Annotated in this window: 11 protein-coding genes and 1 other RNA gene; 3 read left to right on the top strand and 9 right to left on the bottom strand. The window is 64.1% G+C overall.

Going from position 1 to position 15,512, the window contains the following annotated elements; translation table 11 throughout:
* Nucleotides 1-140 precede the first annotated feature (140 nt).
* A complete protein-coding gene (locus GYB81_RS01895) occupies nucleotides 141-2,747 on the top strand; it encodes a LuxR C-terminal-related transcriptional regulator (protein ID WP_161864614.1) in 2,607 nt (868 codons plus the stop codon).
* 290 nt (nucleotides 2,748-3,037) lie between these two features.
* Here GYB81_RS01895 and GYB81_RS01900 read toward each other — a convergent pair whose 3' ends face one another.
* From GYB81_RS01900 to GYB81_RS01915, 4 genes are all read right to left on the bottom strand, one after another.
* Nucleotides 3,038-4,381 (bottom strand): short-chain fatty acid transporter, encoded by a 1,344-nt coding sequence (locus GYB81_RS01900; protein WP_161864613.1) that lies wholly within the window; start codon nucleotides 4,379-4,381, stop codon nucleotides 3,038-3,040.
* Nucleotides 4,382-4,738: 357 nt separating this feature from the next.
* Entirely contained in the window at nucleotides 4,739-5,920 is a 1,182-nt protein-coding gene (locus GYB81_RS01905; RefSeq protein WP_161864612.1) for an acetyl-CoA C-acetyltransferase, read from the bottom strand.
* Between the two features lie 146 nt (nucleotides 5,921-6,066).
* Nucleotides 6,067-6,723, bottom strand: coding sequence for a CoA transferase subunit B (locus GYB81_RS01910; protein ID WP_161864611.1), 657 nt, complete (start codon nucleotides 6,721-6,723; stop codon nucleotides 6,067-6,069).
* 155 nt (nucleotides 6,724-6,878) lie between these two features.
* Complete coding sequence (locus GYB81_RS01915) at nucleotides 6,879-7,577, bottom strand: CoA transferase subunit A (RefSeq protein ID WP_161864610.1); 699 nt, start codon at nucleotides 7,575-7,577, stop codon at nucleotides 6,879-6,881.
* 102 nt (nucleotides 7,578-7,679) lie between these two features.
* On the opposite strand from GYB81_RS01915, the gene GYB81_RS01920 reads away from it, so the two are divergent.
* Nucleotides 7,680-8,573, top strand: a complete 894-nt coding sequence (locus GYB81_RS01920) for a LysR family transcriptional regulator (RefSeq protein WP_161864609.1) — start codon at nucleotides 7,680-7,682, stop codon at nucleotides 8,571-8,573.
* A gap of 34 nt (nucleotides 8,574-8,607) precedes the next feature.
* On the opposite strand, the gene GYB81_RS01925 is transcribed toward GYB81_RS01920, so the two are convergent.
* From GYB81_RS01925 to ssrA, 4 genes are all read right to left on the bottom strand, one after another.
* Nucleotides 8,608-9,189, bottom strand: coding sequence for a nucleotidyltransferase family protein (locus tag GYB81_RS01925; protein WP_161864608.1), 582 nt, complete (start codon nucleotides 9,187-9,189; stop codon nucleotides 8,608-8,610).
* A gap of 2 nt (nucleotides 9,190-9,191) precedes the next feature.
* Complete coding sequence (locus GYB81_RS01930; protein WP_161864607.1) at nucleotides 9,192-11,390, bottom strand: OsmC domain/YcaO domain-containing protein; 2,199 nt, start codon at nucleotides 11,388-11,390, stop codon at nucleotides 9,192-9,194.
* A 112-nt stretch (nucleotides 11,391-11,502) separates the two neighbouring features.
* Nucleotides 11,503-11,772: a hypothetical protein gene (locus GYB81_RS01935; RefSeq protein ID WP_161864606.1), complete on the bottom strand. Its 270-nt coding sequence runs from the start codon at nucleotides 11,770-11,772 to the stop codon at nucleotides 11,503-11,505.
* Between the two features lie 68 nt (nucleotides 11,773-11,840).
* Nucleotides 11,841-12,197, bottom strand: a transfer-messenger RNA (tmRNA) gene (gene ssrA, locus GYB81_RS01940).
* A 129-nt stretch (nucleotides 12,198-12,326) separates the two neighbouring features.
* Between ssrA and GYB81_RS01945 the strand changes: the two genes are divergently transcribed.
* A complete protein-coding gene (locus tag GYB81_RS01945) occupies nucleotides 12,327-15,242 on the top strand; it encodes a hybrid sensor histidine kinase/response regulator (protein WP_161864605.1) in 2,916 nt (971 codons plus the stop codon).
* 11 nt (nucleotides 15,243-15,253) lie between these two features.
* On the opposite strand, the gene GYB81_RS01950 is transcribed toward GYB81_RS01945, so the two are convergent.
* Nucleotides 15,254-15,499, bottom strand: coding sequence for a PA2433 domain-containing protein (locus tag GYB81_RS01950; RefSeq protein WP_161864604.1), 246 nt, complete (start codon nucleotides 15,497-15,499; stop codon nucleotides 15,254-15,256).
* Nucleotides 15,500-15,512 lie beyond the last annotated feature (13 nt).

Raw genomic sequence — 15,512 nt, forward strand, 5'->3', positions numbered from 1 at the left:
CCTGTGCGCCGCCGGCTTTTTTGTGCGCGCGCCTCTCTCACGTGAATCTCGCACCATAAGCGCCAAGGGGTGGTCGCGCGCGGTCAGCGGGGTACCATCGCTGAGTGGTTCAACAATGACAAGCAGAGAGAACCGCTGCCATGCCGACCCTTGCCATCGCCCGTACGAGTGCGCTGCAGGTGCAACCTGCAGACCTGCCGCGGCTGCCACCCTGTGTGGTTTCCCGTCCCGCCCTGCAGCAGCGTCTGCTCGCCAGCGAGTCGCGCCTGCGCCTGCTCTGCGCGCCTGCCGGTACCGGCAAGAGCGTGCTGCTTGGCCAGTGCGCGCGACACACGCCTGCCGCCATCGAGCGGGTATGGCTCGATCTTGCCGGGCGCAATCTGAGCCCCGCGCAGCTGTGCAAGCGGCTGGCTGCTGCCATGCAGCTGTCGGGCGAGGATGTCAGCGAAGCCGCTCTGATCGACCGTCTGCATGAGCGGGCAGGGCGGTTGTGGATCTTTGTCGATGACTATCCGCGGCAGGCCGACGAGGCGCTCGATGCCTGCTTCGATCGCTTGTTCGCCGCAGCGCCGGCGCAGGTCACCTGGTGGGTCGCCAGCCGCCGGACGCCGGCCTGGAATCTGCCGCGCCTGCTGCTGGAGGGCGATCTGCTGGAGCTCAAGGGCGAGGAGCTGGCGCTGGACAATACGATGCTCGACGAGCTGCTGGCAACGCTGCAGGTGGATCTGGCCGATGACCTTCGGCAGGCCCTGCTAAAGGGCAGCGAGGGGTGGCTGGCGGCGATTCGTCTGCTGTTGCTCGATGCCGACGAGGACGCGCTGCGGCAGCGCTTGCAGGATGGTTGCCCGGTGCTGCATGACTACGTGCAACGGGAGGTGCTGGCCGATCTGGACGAAGAGCTGCGCAGCGATCTGCATGCGCTGGCCTTGCTGCCACGTTTTTCCCGGTCGCTGTGCGAGCACCTGCTGGAAGGCCGCGGTACCTTGTTGCTGAGCGAGCTGCAACGGCGTCAGTTGTTCATTCGCAGCCTGGACAGCAGTGGTAGCTGGTTCCGTCTGTGGCGACCGCTGGCCGATGTGCTGCGGCGCTTGCCGGGCGCTCCGGCACCGGCCTCGATCCATGTGCGCGCCTGCCAGTGGTTCGCTCAGCATGGCGATATCCGCGAGGCGGTCGAACATGCCTTGCAGGCGGGTCAGGTCGAGGTCGCGGTCAATTACCTGCAGCGCTTCAGCCAGGAGCAACTGTTGCAGGGGCACTCGGTGGCGCAGCTGCTGCAATGGCGCGAGGAGCTGCCGGACTGGCTGTTCGCCAGTTCTCCGCGGCTGATCGTGCTGCAGGCCTGGGCGCTGATCATTTGTGCCCGGTTCGACGAAGCCAGTACCTGCATCCAGGGGCTGACGCACTTCATGCCGCAGCCCGATGCGCGACGTCAGCGCAAACTGATCGCCCACTGGCAGGCATTGATGGGCGTGCTGGCGCGTCAGTGTGGGCGCCGCGATGCCCGGCGACATTGCGAAGAGGCGCTGCAAATGCTTGACGATGACAGCTGGTCGCAGCGCGTGCTCTGTTATCAGGCACTGGCCCAGCAGCATATGGCCGAACATGCCCTGGAACAGGCCAAGCAGGCGCTGGATCATGGCCTGCGTCTGGCGCGGCTGCGTGGCAGCCTGATCTACGAAGCCTTGCTCAATACCGATCACTGCCTGTTGTTGCAAATGCGTGGCGAGGCCGGGCGCGCGGCCGAGCTGGCCGAGCAGTCGCTGGCGCTGTTGCGAGAACGCTTCAACCACAGCCCGGTGGTTGCCCGCCTGTTGCTGGTACGGGCCAGCCTGCTGGCGCGCCAAGGCCTGGACGAGGCGGCGCAGCAGGCGTATCGCCAGGGGCTGCAGGAAGCCGAACATTGCGAGGATGCCTACATCATTTCCGGCTACCTGGGATTGCTGGAGCTGGCCGAGAGCCGTGGTGATCTTGAAGAAGCGCATCAGTGGTTGCAGAAAGCCGAGCGGGCCATGCAGTGGTCGCATGTGCCGGAAGTGCGTTACCGCTCGGTTTTGCGGCTGCAGGCGGGGCGTCTGCTGCTGCGTCAGGGACAGACCGGGCGCGCGCGCGAGTTGTTCGCCCAGACCCTGCAGCATTTGCAGCAGCGCCAGCAGCTGGCGCCGTCCGAGTTCTATGATTTGCTGCCGCGTCTGCGCCATTGTCTGGCGATCAGTGACCTGCTGCTCGGTCATCAGGCGGCTGCCGAGCATGCGCTGCGCCTGTTGCTGGACGAAAGCCAGCTCGCCGGACATCGCAGCCTTGCCTGTGAGTGCCGGGTCAGCCTGGCCGAAGCGCTGCTGGTACAGGGCCAGGTGGAACAGGCCGATGCCCTGTTGCAGCAGGCCATCGGCGAGGCGCGGCAACTACGCCTGCTGCGACCCTTGCAGGAGCTGCAACAGCGCCAAGGGCAGTGGCTGGATCGTATGTTGCCAGGGGAGGTGGGGCAAAGCCTGCATCAGCGTCTATTCGAGCCTGCGCCGCGGTTGGATGAACCGGCCAGCGCCGGCACCGCGCTGCTCAGCTCGCGCGAGCTGGCAGTGCTGCAGTTGATCGCCCAGGGCTGTTCCAATCAGGAAATCGCCGATCGCCTGTTCATCTCGCTGCACACGGTCAAGACCCATGCGCGGCGGATCAACGTCAAGCTCGGTGTGCAAAGGCGCACCCAGGCGGTGGCCATGGCCAAGGCCCAGGGGCTGATGGGGGATTAAGTTAGGCACAGCCTGCTGCGCGTCGGCGCTGCTGCGTTAGAAGCAGGCTGGAGCGCCAGCCCGGTCGAATGCTCATGTACAAAAGTACAGTCGCCCGCGACTCCGACCGTTGCTCGCCTCCTTCTGCCTTGCATCGCTCTAGCTCGCGAGGCTTCACAGGGAGTTGATCGCGAGAGGGTAAAAAGGTGAACGCTTAGCCAGTAAGGTGGGCTGGGCGGCGATCCGCTTTAGCCCACCAGATTTGGTCCGCATGGGCCGAAGCAGATCACCGCCCGGTCATCGCTGCATGCTCAGCCGAGCAGATAGAACGCGCCGCAGATCACCACGCCCGAGTACAGCAGCATGATCAGGCAGTAGCCCATGATGTCGCGCGCGCCGAGGCCGACGATGCCCAGCAGCGGCAGCGCCCAGAACGGCTGGATCATGTTGGTCCAGGCGTCGCCCCAGGCAATCGCCATGGCGGTGACGGTGGGCGATACGCCCAGGGCCTGGGCAGCCGGCAGCATAATCGGGCCCTGCACGGCCCACTGGCCGCCACCGGAGGGGACGAACACGTTGACCACACCGGCGCTGAGGAAGGCCAGCAGCGGGAAGGTGTCAGCCGACGACCAGGAAATGAACGCCTCGGTGATCTGCCGGCCGAGGGAGATGCCGTCGGCGTTGGCGCCCATCATCATGCCCATGATCCCGGCGTAGAAGGGAAACAGCAGGACGATGCCGCCGATGCCGCGCACGCTCTCGTCCACCGCACGCATGTAACGCTCCGGGGTGCCGTGCATCAGCAGGCCGCTGAACAGAAAGATGGCGATGACCACGTCCAGACCGAGCACGAAGCCCTTGCTGGCGAAGTGGTTGAACAGGTAGATGCCGGCCATGGCCACCAGCGCCAGACCCAGGATGCGGCTGTCATCCAGGCGCTGCGCCGGGGTTTCACGGGCCGGCAGCTCGGCCTGCGATTCCACCAGCTTGGCCGGGTCGGCCACCTTGGCGCCCTGACGCGGATGCATGGCGCGGTTGAGCAGCGGCAGGCCGATCGCCAGCAGCGCAACGATGGTCAGGTTCAGCGGGCTGAACAGCGTCTGGGTGATGCTCACCGGTTCGGTCAGTACACCGGCGGTGATGCGTGCCAGATCGGGGCCGCCGGTGGCCATGGACAGCGGCACCGAACCGGCGAGGCCGCCGTGCCAGACCAGAAAGCCCGAGTAGGCCGAGGCCACCAGCAACGGGTAGTCGACGCCTGCGACCTTGCGCGCCAGGGCGCGGGCGAACACTGCGCCTATCACCAGGCCGAAGCCCCAGTTGACCCAGCAGCCCACCAGCGCCACTAGGGTGACCATGATGATCGCCTGGCCCGGCGTGCGCGCGATCGCGGCCAGGCGGTCGAGCTGGCGGTTGATGATCGGCGCGCTGGCCAGGGCGTGGCCGGTGACGAAGATCAGCGCCATCTGCATGGCGAAGCCGAGCAGCGTCCAGAAGCCGCCGCTCCAGTGCTGCACCATGGCCGGCAGCGACTGGCCGGTGGCGGTCATGCCAGCGATCAGCACGCCCAGGGTGAGCAGGGTGGAAAAAACGAAGGGCGAGGGCAGGTACTTCTGTACCAGGCCCACGCTCATGCGGGTGAGGGAGTTGAACATCGAAGGTGCCTCTTTCTTATGGTTGTGTAAGGGCTTTGACCAGGCATTTGGAGGTTGGCTAAGCCTGGGTGTTGCAGTGGATATGACAAAGCCCGGCACGAGGCGGTAACGCTGTTCACTTAAGGTTGCACACGTTTTGCTCCCCCTCTCCCATTCATGGGAGAGGGGCTGGGGGAGAGGGCCAAAAACACCGAAACCGCCGATTTCCCCTCTCCGTACGCGGCCCGCCCTAACCCTCTCCCCAGAGGGGCGAGGGGACTAATCGTGTTTGACCGTTCTTAAGTGAACAGCATTCCGGCACGAGGCCGAGCTGTTTGCGTAGCCCGAATTGCATCCGGGCTACGGTGTTCGGGTTGCTTAATTGCGCTCGATAGCCAGCGCCACGCCCTGACCGCCGCCGATGCACAGGGTGGCCAGACCCTTCTTGGCGTCGCGGCGGATCATCTCGTGCAGCAGGGTCACCAATACGCGGCAGCCCGAGGCGCCGATGGGATGGCCCAGAGCGATGGCGCCACCGTTGACGTTGACCTTGTCGGCGTCCCAGCCCAGCTCCTGGCCGACCGATAGCGCCTGGGCGGCGAAGGCCTCGTTGGCTTCGATCAGGTCCAGATCGGCCAGGCTCCAGCCGGCCTTGTCCAGGCAGCGACGGGTGGCCGACACCGGGGCGATACCCATGATCGCCGGGTCGACACCGGCGTTGGCGTAGCCGGCAATCTTCGCCAGCACCGGCAGGCCCAGCTCGTGCGCCTTGGCCGCGCTCATCAGCAGTACGGCGGCGGCGCCGTCGTTAAGGCTGGAGGCATTGCCGGCGGTGACGCTGCCATCCTTCCTGAACGCCGGTTTGAGCTTGGCCAGGGATTCGGCGGTGGTACCGGCACGTGGCTGCTCGTCACGGGTGAAGGCGACGGGGTCGCCCTTGCGTTGCGGGATCAGCACTGGAGTGATCTCGGCATCGAAACGACCGGCTTCGATAGCGGCCACGGCCTTGCGCTGCGACTCGGCGGCGAAGGCGTCCTGCGCTTCACGGCTGATGCCGTATTTCTCCACCAGATTCTCGGCGGTGATGCCCATGTGGTAGTCGTTGAAGGCATCCCACAGGCCGTCGACGATCATGCTGTCGAGCATCTGGGCGTGGCCCATGCGCAGGCCGGTGCGGGCCTTGGGCAGCACGTAGGGCGCCAGGCTCATGTTCTCCATCCCGCCGGCGATCACCACCTCGGCATCGCCACAGCGAATGGCCTGGGTGGCCAGGTGCAGGGCCTTGAGGCCAGAGCCGCAGACCTTGTTCAGGGTCATGGCCGGCACGGCATGCGGCAGGCCGGCGCGAATGGCGGCCTGGCGTGCGGGGTTCTGCCCGGAGCCTGCGGTGAGCACCTGACCGAGGATGACTTCATCGATCTGAGCGGCGTCGAGGCCGGTTTGTTCGAGCAGGCGCTTGATGACGATAGCGCCGAGTTCTGGGGCGGGAATCTCGGCCAGGCTGCCCTGGAAGCTGCCGATGGCGGTGCGTGTGGCGGCGACGATGACGACGTCTTGCATGGGAAATCCTCTTGGCGGGTGGGCCGCGTATTGTGGGAGGCGCTTTAGCGGCGAGCCTTTCTTGTCGCGGCTAAAGCCCCTCCCACAATGTAGAAAAACGCTCTGTAGGCGCCGTGCGTGGTGGCGCCTACAGAACGGTAGACAACTTAGAAGCTCATTTCCGGCACGTGTTCGGGGACGATCAGCTTGCCGGCGGTCTTGGCCACGATTTCCTCGACGCTCACACCCGGCGCGCGTTCGCGCAGGATGAAGGCGTTGTTCTCGATCTCCAGATAGGCCAGGTCGGTCAGCACTTTGCGGATGCAGCCGCAGCCGGTCAGCGGCAGGCTGCAATGCTCCAGCAGCTTGGATTCGCCGTCCTTGGAGGCGTGGGTCATGGTGACGATGATGTTGTCGGCACCGGCCACCAGGTCCATGGCGCCGCCCATGCCCTTGACCAGCTTGCCGGGGATCATCCAGGACGCGATGTTGCCGCGCACGTCCACCTCGAAGGCGCCGAGCACGGTGAGGTCGACATGGCCGCCACGAATCATGGCGAAGGACTGCGACGAGTCGAAGATCGCCGCGCCCTTGATCGCGGTGACGGTCTGCTTGCCGGCGTTGATCATGTCGGCGTCCACTTCGTCTTCAGTGGGGAAGGCGCCCATGCCGAGCAGGCCGTTCTCCGACTGCAGCATCACCTGCATGCCTTCGGGTACGTAGTTGGCGACCAGGGTGGGAATGCCGATGCCGAGGTTGACGTAGAAGCCGTCCTGCAGCTCGCGAGCCACGCGCTGGGCCATTTGTTCACGGGTTAATGCCATGGTCTTTATCCTCTTAGCAGGCTGCTGAAAACTACCTGCGTTGCCGATACGGCGTTAAAAGCAGGCTCAAAATGCTCATTTACAGCTCGTAAACTCCGCTTTTTCGCCTGCTTTTGCCTTGTCTCGGCTGCCTCGTTAACGTTTTCAACAACCTGCTAGCTGCGCAGGGTGCGTTTTTCGATGCGTTTCTCGAAGCTGCCGCAGATCAGCCGGTCGACATAGATGCCGGGGGTGTGAATCTGCGTCGGATCGAGTTCGCCGGGCTCGACGATCTCCTCGACCTCGACCACGGTGATGCGCCCGGCGGTGGCGACCACCGGGTTGAAGTTCTGCGCGGTGTGCCGGTAGACCACGTTGCCGAAGTGGTCTGCTTTCCAGCCCTTGACGATGGCGAAGTCGCCGGTGATGGCCGGCTCGAGGATGTAGTGACGGCCGTTGATCTCGCGCGCCTCCTTGCCTTCGGCAACCGGGGTGCCGTAGCCGGTGGCGGTGAAGAAGGCGGGAATACCGGCGCCGCCGGCGCGCAGCTTCTCGGCCAGGGTGCCCTGCGGGGTGAGTTCGACTTCCAGCTCGCCGGAGAGCAGCTGCTGCTCGAACAGGGCGTTCTCACCGACGTAGGAGGCGATCATCTTGCGGATCTGCCGGTCTTCCAATAGCACGCCGAGGCCAAAACCGTCGACGCCGCAGTTGTTGGACACCACGGTCAGATCGCGCACGCCGCGACGGCGGATCTCATTGATCAGATTTTCGGGGATGCCGCACAGGCCGAAACCGCCGGCCAGCACGGTCATGCCGTCCTGCAGGCCGTCCAGGGCTTCTGCATAGCTGCCGACGCGTTTGTCGAGTCCGCTCATTCGGGGCTGCCTCTTGTTGTTATCTGTTTGGGCCAAGCTTCTGCGCTACAGGCTTATTTGTTAAGTTTGTTTTTCCTCTTGATTGATCAGGTAAATAAATCAATGACCGTCAAGCAGCTACGCGCCTTTCTCGCCGTGGCGCAGAGCTTGAGCTTCGCCCAGGCCTGCGAGCGCCTGCACCTGTCGCAGCCGGCGCTGAGCCTGGCGATCAAGAACCTGGAGCAATCTCTTGGTGGCCAGTTGCTGGTGCGCACCACCCGCAGCGTGGCGCTGACGCCGGAGGGCGAGACGTTGCTGCCCATCGCCGTGCGTCTGCTGGCCGACTGGGACAACGCCGAGGACCTGCTGCGCCAGCACTTCACCCTGCAAATGGGCAAGGTGGCGGTGGCGGCCATGCCGTCGTTCGCCGGCAATCGCCTGCCGGCAGCGCTGCGCGCCTTCCGTGACGCCTACCCGCGGGTCAACGTGGCGGTGCACGACGTGATCAACGAGCAGGTGATGGAAATGGTGCGCGACGGCCGCGTCGAGCTGGGCATCGCCTTCGAGCCGGCGACCCTCGACGGCTTGCAGTTCACGCCGCTGTACGAGGATCGCTTCGTCGCGGTGGTGCCGGCCAACAGCGAGCTGGCCGAGCGCGAGGCCTTGAGCTGGGTGGATCTGCTCGACCGGCCCTTCATCACCCTGCAGCGGCCCTCGGCTGTGCGCCTGCTGCTGGAAGACAGCGTGATCGCCCGCCACGGCAGGCTGCCGGTGGCGTTCGAGAGCCATCAGCTGGTCACGGTAGGGCGCATGGTCGCCGAAGGTCTGGGCGTCAGCGCGGTGCCGCAGCTGTGTCGGCAGCAGATGGAGGAGTTGGGCGCGCGCTGTCTGCCGCTGGGTGAGCCGCAGGTCACGCGGCGTGTCGGCCTGCTGCACCAGGCCGGGCATCAGCTGTCCAGCGCGGCGCAGGCGTTGAGTGAGGTGCTGTTGCGTCAGACTGGGCAGTGGGGCGGGTGAAACCCGCCGTCTGCATTGTGGCGAGCCTGCGGACCTAGAACCGAATCAGGTCGGCCGGGGTGTCGATATCCTGCAGTACGCCTGGGTCGTCCAGCTCGACGATACGCACGGACTCAGCATGCTGCTGCAATACCTCACGAGCGCCAGTATCGCCAGCAAGCGCCGAGAGCTGCGGCCAGAAATGGCGGCCGAACACTACCGGATGACCGCGTTTGCCCTGATGGCTGGGCAGCACGATGCGGTCCGGGGCGGCGCAGGCCATCAGCGCCTCGAGGCTGTGGCGACGAATCGACGGCATATCGGCAAGAAAGATCGCCACGGCGCCAGCGCGCGATTCGGCCAGCAGGCGCTCGGCCCCTGCGGCCAGGCTATGGCCCATACCCTGGGCGGTGGCCGGGTTCTGCACGATATGCACGCCCTTTGGCAGCTCAAGCTCTGTCAGCGCTTCGTCCGGACGCAGCACCAGCCAGACGTCTTCGAGCATAGAACAAGGCAGAGCCAGGCTGGCGGCCAGCAGCGAGCGGCCATCGGCGAGCACGAGCCGGCGCTTGTCGGCACCGAAGCGGCGGCTGTAACCCGCGGCGAGCATCAGCGCGGCGACGGCCTGGCCGGCCATGCTCAGCCGGCCAGACCCGCCGCCCTGGCGCGGGCGGCGTGCAGTTTCTTGTAGCTGTCGATCAGGCGCAGGTGCTTGTCCAGGCCTTCGAGCTTCATGCTGGTCGGGGTCAGGCCATGGAAACGCACGCTACCGTCCACCGAGCCGATCACCGCGTCCATGCGCTCGTTGCCGAACATGCGCCGCAGGTTGTGCTCGTAGTCGGCCAGCTCCAGCTCGTCGTCCAGCTGGATCTCCAGCACCGCGTTGACCGCCTGGTAGAACAGGCCGCGCTCGACGGTGTTGTCGTTGTACTGCAGGAAGGCCTCGACCAGCTCCTTGGCGTCGTCGTATTTCTTCAGCGCCAGGTTGATCAAGAGCTTCAGCTCGAGGATGGTCAGCTGGCCCCACACCGTGTTGTCGTCGAACTCGATACCGATCAGCGTGGTGATGTCGGTATAGTCGTCGACCTCGGTGTTGTTGAGATTGCGCAGCAGTGACTTGAGTTCGCGGTCGCTCAGAGCGTGCAGATTGAGAATGTCCTTGCGAAACAGCAGCGCCTTGTTGGTGTTGTCCCAGATCAGGTCCTCGACGGGGTAGATCTCCGAGTAGCCCGGCACCAGGATGCGGCAGGCGCTGGCGCCGAGGTCGTCATAGGTGGCAACGTAGACTTCCTTGCCCATGTCCTCGAGGATGCCGAACAGGGTCGCGGCTTCCTGCTCGTTGGAGTCGGCGCCTTCGCCGGAAAAATCCCACTCGACGAATTCGAAATCCGGGGTGGCGCCGAAGAAGCGCCAGGACACCACGCCGCTGGAGTCGATGAAGTGCTCGACGAAGTTGTTCGGCTCGGTCAGCGCCAGGCTGTCGAAGGTCGGTTGCGGCAGGTCGTTGAGGCCCTCGAAGCTGCGGCCCTGCAGCAGTTCGGTAAGGCTCCGCTCCAGCGCTACTTCCAGGCTCGGGTGAGCGCCGAAGGAAGCGAACACGCCGCCGGTGCGCGGGTTCATCAGGGTCACGCACATCACCGGAAATTCACCGCCGAGCGATGCATCCTTGACCAGCACCGGGAAGCCTTGCTCCTCCAGACCCTGGATGCCGGCGAGGATGCCCGGGTACTTGGCCAGCACGTCCTGCGGCACGTCCGGCAGGCACAGCTCGTTCTCCAGAATCTCGCGCTTGACCGCCCGCTCGAAGATCTCCGATAGGCATTGCACCTGCGCCTCGGCCAGGGTATTGCCAGCGCTCATGCCGTTGGACAGGTACAGGTTCTCGATCAGGTTGCTGGGGAAGTACACCGTCTGGCCATCGCTCTGGCGCACGAACGGCAGCGAGCAGATGCCGCGCGCAGTGTTGCCCGAGTTGGTGTCGAACAGGTGAGAGGCGCGCAGCTCGCCGTCCGGATCGAAGATGGCGCGGCAGTGCTCGTCGAGGATCTCCTCGGGCAGCGCATCCTTCGGCCCCGGCTTGAACCAGCGCTCGTTGGGGTAATGGACGAACTCGGCGCTCGCGATGTCCTCGCCCCAGAACTGGTCGTTGTAGAAGAAGTTGCAGTTCAGCCGCTCGATGAACTCGCCCAGCGCCGAGGCCAGGGCGCTCTCCTTGGTCGCGCCCTTGCCGTTGGTGAAGCACAGGTTCGACTGCGCGTCGCGGATATGCAGCGACCATACGTTGGGCACGATGTTGCGCCAGGAGGCGATCTCGATCTTCATCCCCAGCTCGGCGAGGATGCCCGACATGTTGGCGATGGTCTGCTCCAGCGGCAGGTCCTTGCCCGGGATGTAGGTGGTGGTGTCACTCACCGGCATCAGCAGCGCCTGGGCATCGGCGTCGAGGTTGTCGACTTCCTCGATGATGAATTCGGGACCCTGCTGCACCACCTTCTTCACCGTGCAGCGATCGATGGAGCGCAGGATGCCTTGGCGGTCTTTCTCGGAAATGTCCGCCGGCAGTTCGACCTGGATCTTGAAGATCTGCGCGTAGCGGTTTTCCGGGTCGACGATGTTGTTCTGCGACAGGCGGATGTTCTCGGTGGGAATGTCGCGCGTCTGGCAGTACAGCTTGACGAAGTACGCCGCGCACAGCGCCGAGGAGGCCAGGAAGTAGTCGAACGGCCCCGGCGCCGAACCATCGCCCTTGTAGCGGATCGGCTGATCGGCGATCACCGTGAAGTCATCGAACTTGGCTTCGAGGCGAAGGTTGTCGAGAAAGTTGACCTTGATTTCCATGGAGCGGCACCGGCAAGCAAAACGAAATGGCCGCCATTATCCGGGTTTTCGCCGGCCTGTCTTGCTTGGTCTTGGACTATGGGCGAGCGCCGGACCGGCGGCGGGCAGCTCGTCATTTTCCTTGAGAGACTGCTTCTTTCTTCGCGTTCCTTTGCAGCCGCTCAACATGGAGCGGCGCCGCCATCGGCAGACCGCTGGCCGTGCGTCTGGCCCCATTCGCCTCGGCGCTGGCCTTGATCACCGACAGGTCAGGCTGCTGACCGCCTTTGGCCGTGACGGGCGCCACTGTCAGAGCGAGTTGGACGTGGTTATTCCTGACCACCGGAAGCGTCACCGCCAGCTCACAAGGGTTTGATTCCGCCTTGTAACAGTTTCGGGACATCGCTATCCCTGAAAACACAAAACCCCTGAGATTCTCTAGGAAAGTCAGGGGTTTATGCTTGCTTCAATTGGTGGAGCCGGGGGGATTTGAACCCCCGTCCGCCAGCTCTCCGCTATTGGTTCTACATGCTTAGCCATCTCTACTGAGTTAACTCCGCGCCGCCCGAGTGGCAGGGTGCTTGGAGCGAGCTGCATGAGTTTTAGCCGTTACGTCTGCAGCGAACTTGGCGGCGATCCTGTTCTATATGACTGACCAGATCTTCGGGTTTACAGGCATCCCCTAGGGTCAGCTGGCGCCCTTAGGCGGCCAGAGCGTAGTTGTCGTCGTTGGCAACTATGAAATTGTGGCAGCGGATTTACGAGAACTGTCACCTACTCGGCATGCCCCTCAAGTTTCGCTACCGGCGTCGAATCCTAATCGGCCCCAAAACTTTTGTGGTTACAGCTAGGACGCGGAGTCTACGCCAAAGGTTCCTCAGCGTCGACTGCGGATTCCGTCTCGGGAAGCTATGATGGCCCTTCGCGTCTGCCCGCGACCTCTGGAAAGGAGCCGTAATGCCGAGTTCTAGCCGCTACCCCTTGCGTCAGTGGATCTGGCGAGCGTTCGTACAAAGCGCGCTGATCCCGCTGATTCTCGTGGAGTCGGTGCTTATTGCGGTGTATCTGCTAAGTAACCAGGCGATTCGTGACGCGCAGGTCGGGCATTTGCAGGAGACCGCCGTGAAGGATCTGGCCAGCGCCGCGTTGCGTGAGGGACAGGTCATCGACGGGCGCCTGCGCTCCATCGAGTCGTTGGTACAGGTTTTTCGCGATGCAACGCATGAGGCGCTGCTTGATACCGATTTCCAGGCCGATGCGCTCGAACGCCAGCGTCATGCGGTGACTGAGAGCGGCGTGTTCTACACCCGCAGCGATGACGGGCGGGCCGCGTCCTTCTATGCCAACAGCACGCCTCTGGCGCAGCAGGATCACGCCAAGGTCATGCGCCTGTCGCAGATCGACCCGCTGATGCGTTCGATCCAGACGTCCAACCCCCTGGTGGCTGCGCTGTATTTCAATACCTGGGACAGCTACAACCGCATCTACCCCTGGTTCGATACGCCCGCGCAGTATCCCCATGACATGGTGATACCCGATTACAACTTTTATTACCTCGCCGATGCTCAGCACAACCCGCAGCGCAAGGTCATGTGGACCGAGGTGTACCTCGATCCGGCCGGTCTCGGCTGGATGCTGTCGGCCATCGCGCCAGTGTATCGCGATGATTTTCTCGAAGGGGTGGTCGGCCTGGACGTGACCGTAGGCCAGGTACTGGGCGAGATTGCCGAGCTCAACGTACCGTGGCACGGCTACGCGATGCTGGTCAGTCATGATCACAACATCATGGCGCTGCCGAAGGCTGGCGAGCTGGATTTCGGCCTACGCGAGCTGACCCAGTATTCCTACGATGAGGCCGTGCGCCGTGAGGTGCTCAAGCCCGAGGACTTCAACCTGGCCAAGCGCGAGGGCATGGCGCCGTTGCTGCAGGCGATGAACGAGGGCAACGGCAACGTTCAGGAGGTGGTGCTCGGCGGACGCAAGCAACTGGTGGCCTGGAGCGAGATTCCGCAGACCGGCTGGCGCTTGCTGCTGGTGGTGGATGAAGAGCAGATCTTCCATGACACCAACCAGCTGGCCGAGCGTTACATGCACATCGGCTACCTGCTGATCGCTGGTCTGGCTGCGTTCTATCTGTTGTTCTTTGCCCTGATGTGGCTGCGCTCGCGCAACCTGAGCAATCAGTTGGCCGAGCCTATCGACGGCATCGTCGACATGGCCGCCAGTCTGGGGCAGGGTAAGTACCTGCCCACCGCACCGGACAGTCGCATCGCCGAGGTCAGTCGCCTGGCCGAGGCCGTGCAGCAGGCCGGCAAACAGCTCAAGGCCAGTGAGCATGAGCGGCTGGAGGCGCAAAGCATCCTGCAGCTGGTGCTGGAGAGCACCACCGAAAGCCTCTGGCAGATCGACACCCGTGATCTCACCATCGATCTCAGCGAGCGCTTCGTACGGCGTTTTGGCCTGGGGGCGAGCCACCTGACGCTGAGCGAGTTCAACCAGCGCGTACACCCCGATGATCTGGAGCGCCTGCGCCACCTGCGCAAGCTCTTTGCCGACAACGGCGAGGAATATTTCGACGCCGAGTATCGCTATCTCGATTGCCGCGGCGAGTACGTCTGGCTGCTCAGTCGAGGCAAGGTCCTGTCGCGTGACGACAGCGGCTGGCCGCTACGCATCGCCGGTACGCATGTCGACATCACCCGGCTCAAGCAGGTGCAGGACGAGCTGCGCCATGCCAGCCTCGAGGCGCTGGCCGCCAGTCAGGCCAAGAGTCGTTTCCTGTCGAGCATGAGTCACGAGTTGCGTACGCCGCTAAATGCCATCCATGGATTCGCCCAATTGATCGAGATGGAGGCGCAGGAAAAGCCCGACGCCAAACTGGAGACCGACTACTCGCGCGAAATCGTCAACGCCAGCCGTCACCTCACCTCGCTGGTGGACGATATTCTCGACCTGTCGAGTATCGAAAGCCGGCGCCAGCAGCTGCAACTGCAACCGATCGAAATCGGCGCGCTGCTCAGCGGCTGTGCCGAGCTGGTGCAGCCCGAAGTGCAGCAGAAACAGCTGCAGTTGCAGGTCATGGAGGCGGCCGACCCGCCGTTGTTCGTGCAGGGTGATCCGCGTCGGGTGCGGCAGATCCTGCTCAATCTGCTTTCCAACGCGATCAAGTACAACAGCCCGCGCGGCATGATTCGCCTGGGCTACGAGGTGCGCGCCGATTGCGTGCGCTTGTGGGTCGACGATACCGGGCCGGGCCTGTCGCGCGAGCAGCTGGCACAGCTGTTTCAGCCATTTCAGCGTCTCGGTCGCGAGAGTTCCAATATCCCCGGTACCGGGATCGGTTTGGTGCTGTGTCGCGAGCTGGCCACGCTGATGGATGGTGAGATCGGTGTGCGCAGTGAGCCCGGCGTGGGCAGCCGCTTCTGGCTGGACATACCCAGTGCTGCCAGTCCTGAAGGCGCTCGCGATGAAGCGGTCGAGGTGCCGGCGCAAGAGGCACGCAGCCTGGTACAGGTGCTGTGCGTGGAGGATCATCCGGCCTGCATGAAGATCCTGCAGGCATCGCTGCGAGAATTCGCCGAGGTCCGCGGTGTGAGTTCCTGCCAGCGGGCGTTGGCCGAACTGCACGACAGCGAACCCGCGCTGGTGTTGCTGGATATCGACCTGCCTGACGGTAACGGGCTGGAGGTACTCGACGCCATGCGCGCCGAGCCGCGTTTACGGGGCGTGCCGGTAATAGTGATCAGCGCGGTAGCCGATGATCGCCTGTTCGAGGATGCCAGAGCGCGCGGCGCCTCCGCCTGCCTGAGCAAGCCGGTGGATCTGCAGGAAGTCAGGCAGGTGGCGCTGAGCCTGCTCTACAGCGGTTTCTGAGGCCGCTGTGCTTATTCGCTGGCGGAGAGCAGGTCCAGCGCTTCGCCGAGTACCTTGACCGACTCGCTGTGATCGCCAGCCTTGTGCAGCGCCTCGCCCTCGGCGCGCAGTTCCTTGACCCTGGCCAGCACATCAGGATCGGCAGGCGGATCGCTTTGCAGCAGCGCATCGATCTTGGCCATGTCCTGTGGACAGTGCATGGCCCACAGCGGCAGGCTGATCAGGGCGGCGGCGAGAAACATGAGTGTGCGACGCATGATGACTCTCCTG

It is taken from the genome of Pseudomonas yangonensis (assembly GCF_009932725.1).
GTDB classification, from domain to species: domain Bacteria; phylum Pseudomonadota; class Gammaproteobacteria; order Pseudomonadales; family Pseudomonadaceae; genus Aquipseudomonas; species Aquipseudomonas yangonensis.

What these genes read in the sequence shown, in the direction of transcription:
- GYB81_RS01935 (WP_161864606.1), bottom strand. Translation starts at nt 11,772, where the DNA reads ATGTCCCGAAACTGTTACAAGGCGGAATCAAACCCTTGTGAGCTGGCG.
- GYB81_RS01920 (WP_161864609.1), top strand. Translation starts at nt 7,680, where the DNA reads ATGACCGTCAAGCAGCTACGCGCCTTTCTCGCCGTGGCGCAGAGCTTG.
- GYB81_RS01900 (WP_161864613.1), bottom strand. Translation starts at nt 4,381, where the DNA reads ATGTTCAACTCCCTCACCCGCATGAGCGTGGGCCTGGTACAGAAGTAC.
- GYB81_RS01915 (WP_161864610.1), bottom strand. Translation starts at nt 7,577, where the DNA reads ATGAGCGGACTCGACAAACGCGTCGGCAGCTATGCAGAAGCCCTGGAC.
- GYB81_RS01945 (WP_161864605.1), top strand. Translation starts at nt 12,327, where the DNA reads ATGCCGAGTTCTAGCCGCTACCCCTTGCGTCAGTGGATCTGGCGAGCG.
- GYB81_RS01950 (WP_161864604.1), bottom strand. Translation starts at nt 15,499, where the DNA reads ATGCGTCGCACACTCATGTTTCTCGCCGCCGCCCTGATCAGCCTGCCG.
- GYB81_RS01895 (WP_161864614.1), top strand. Translation starts at nt 141, where the DNA reads ATGCCGACCCTTGCCATCGCCCGTACGAGTGCGCTGCAGGTGCAACCT.
- GYB81_RS01930 (WP_161864607.1), bottom strand. Translation starts at nt 11,390, where the DNA reads ATGGAAATCAAGGTCAACTTTCTCGACAACCTTCGCCTCGAAGCCAAG.
- GYB81_RS01910 (WP_161864611.1), bottom strand. Translation starts at nt 6,723, where the DNA reads ATGGCATTAACCCGTGAACAAATGGCCCAGCGCGTGGCTCGCGAGCTG.
- GYB81_RS01925 (WP_161864608.1), bottom strand. Translation starts at nt 9,189, where the DNA reads ATGGCCGGCCAGGCCGTCGCCGCGCTGATGCTCGCCGCGGGTTACAGC.
- GYB81_RS01905 (WP_161864612.1), bottom strand. Translation starts at nt 5,920, where the DNA reads ATGCAAGACGTCGTCATCGTCGCCGCCACACGCACCGCCATCGGCAGC.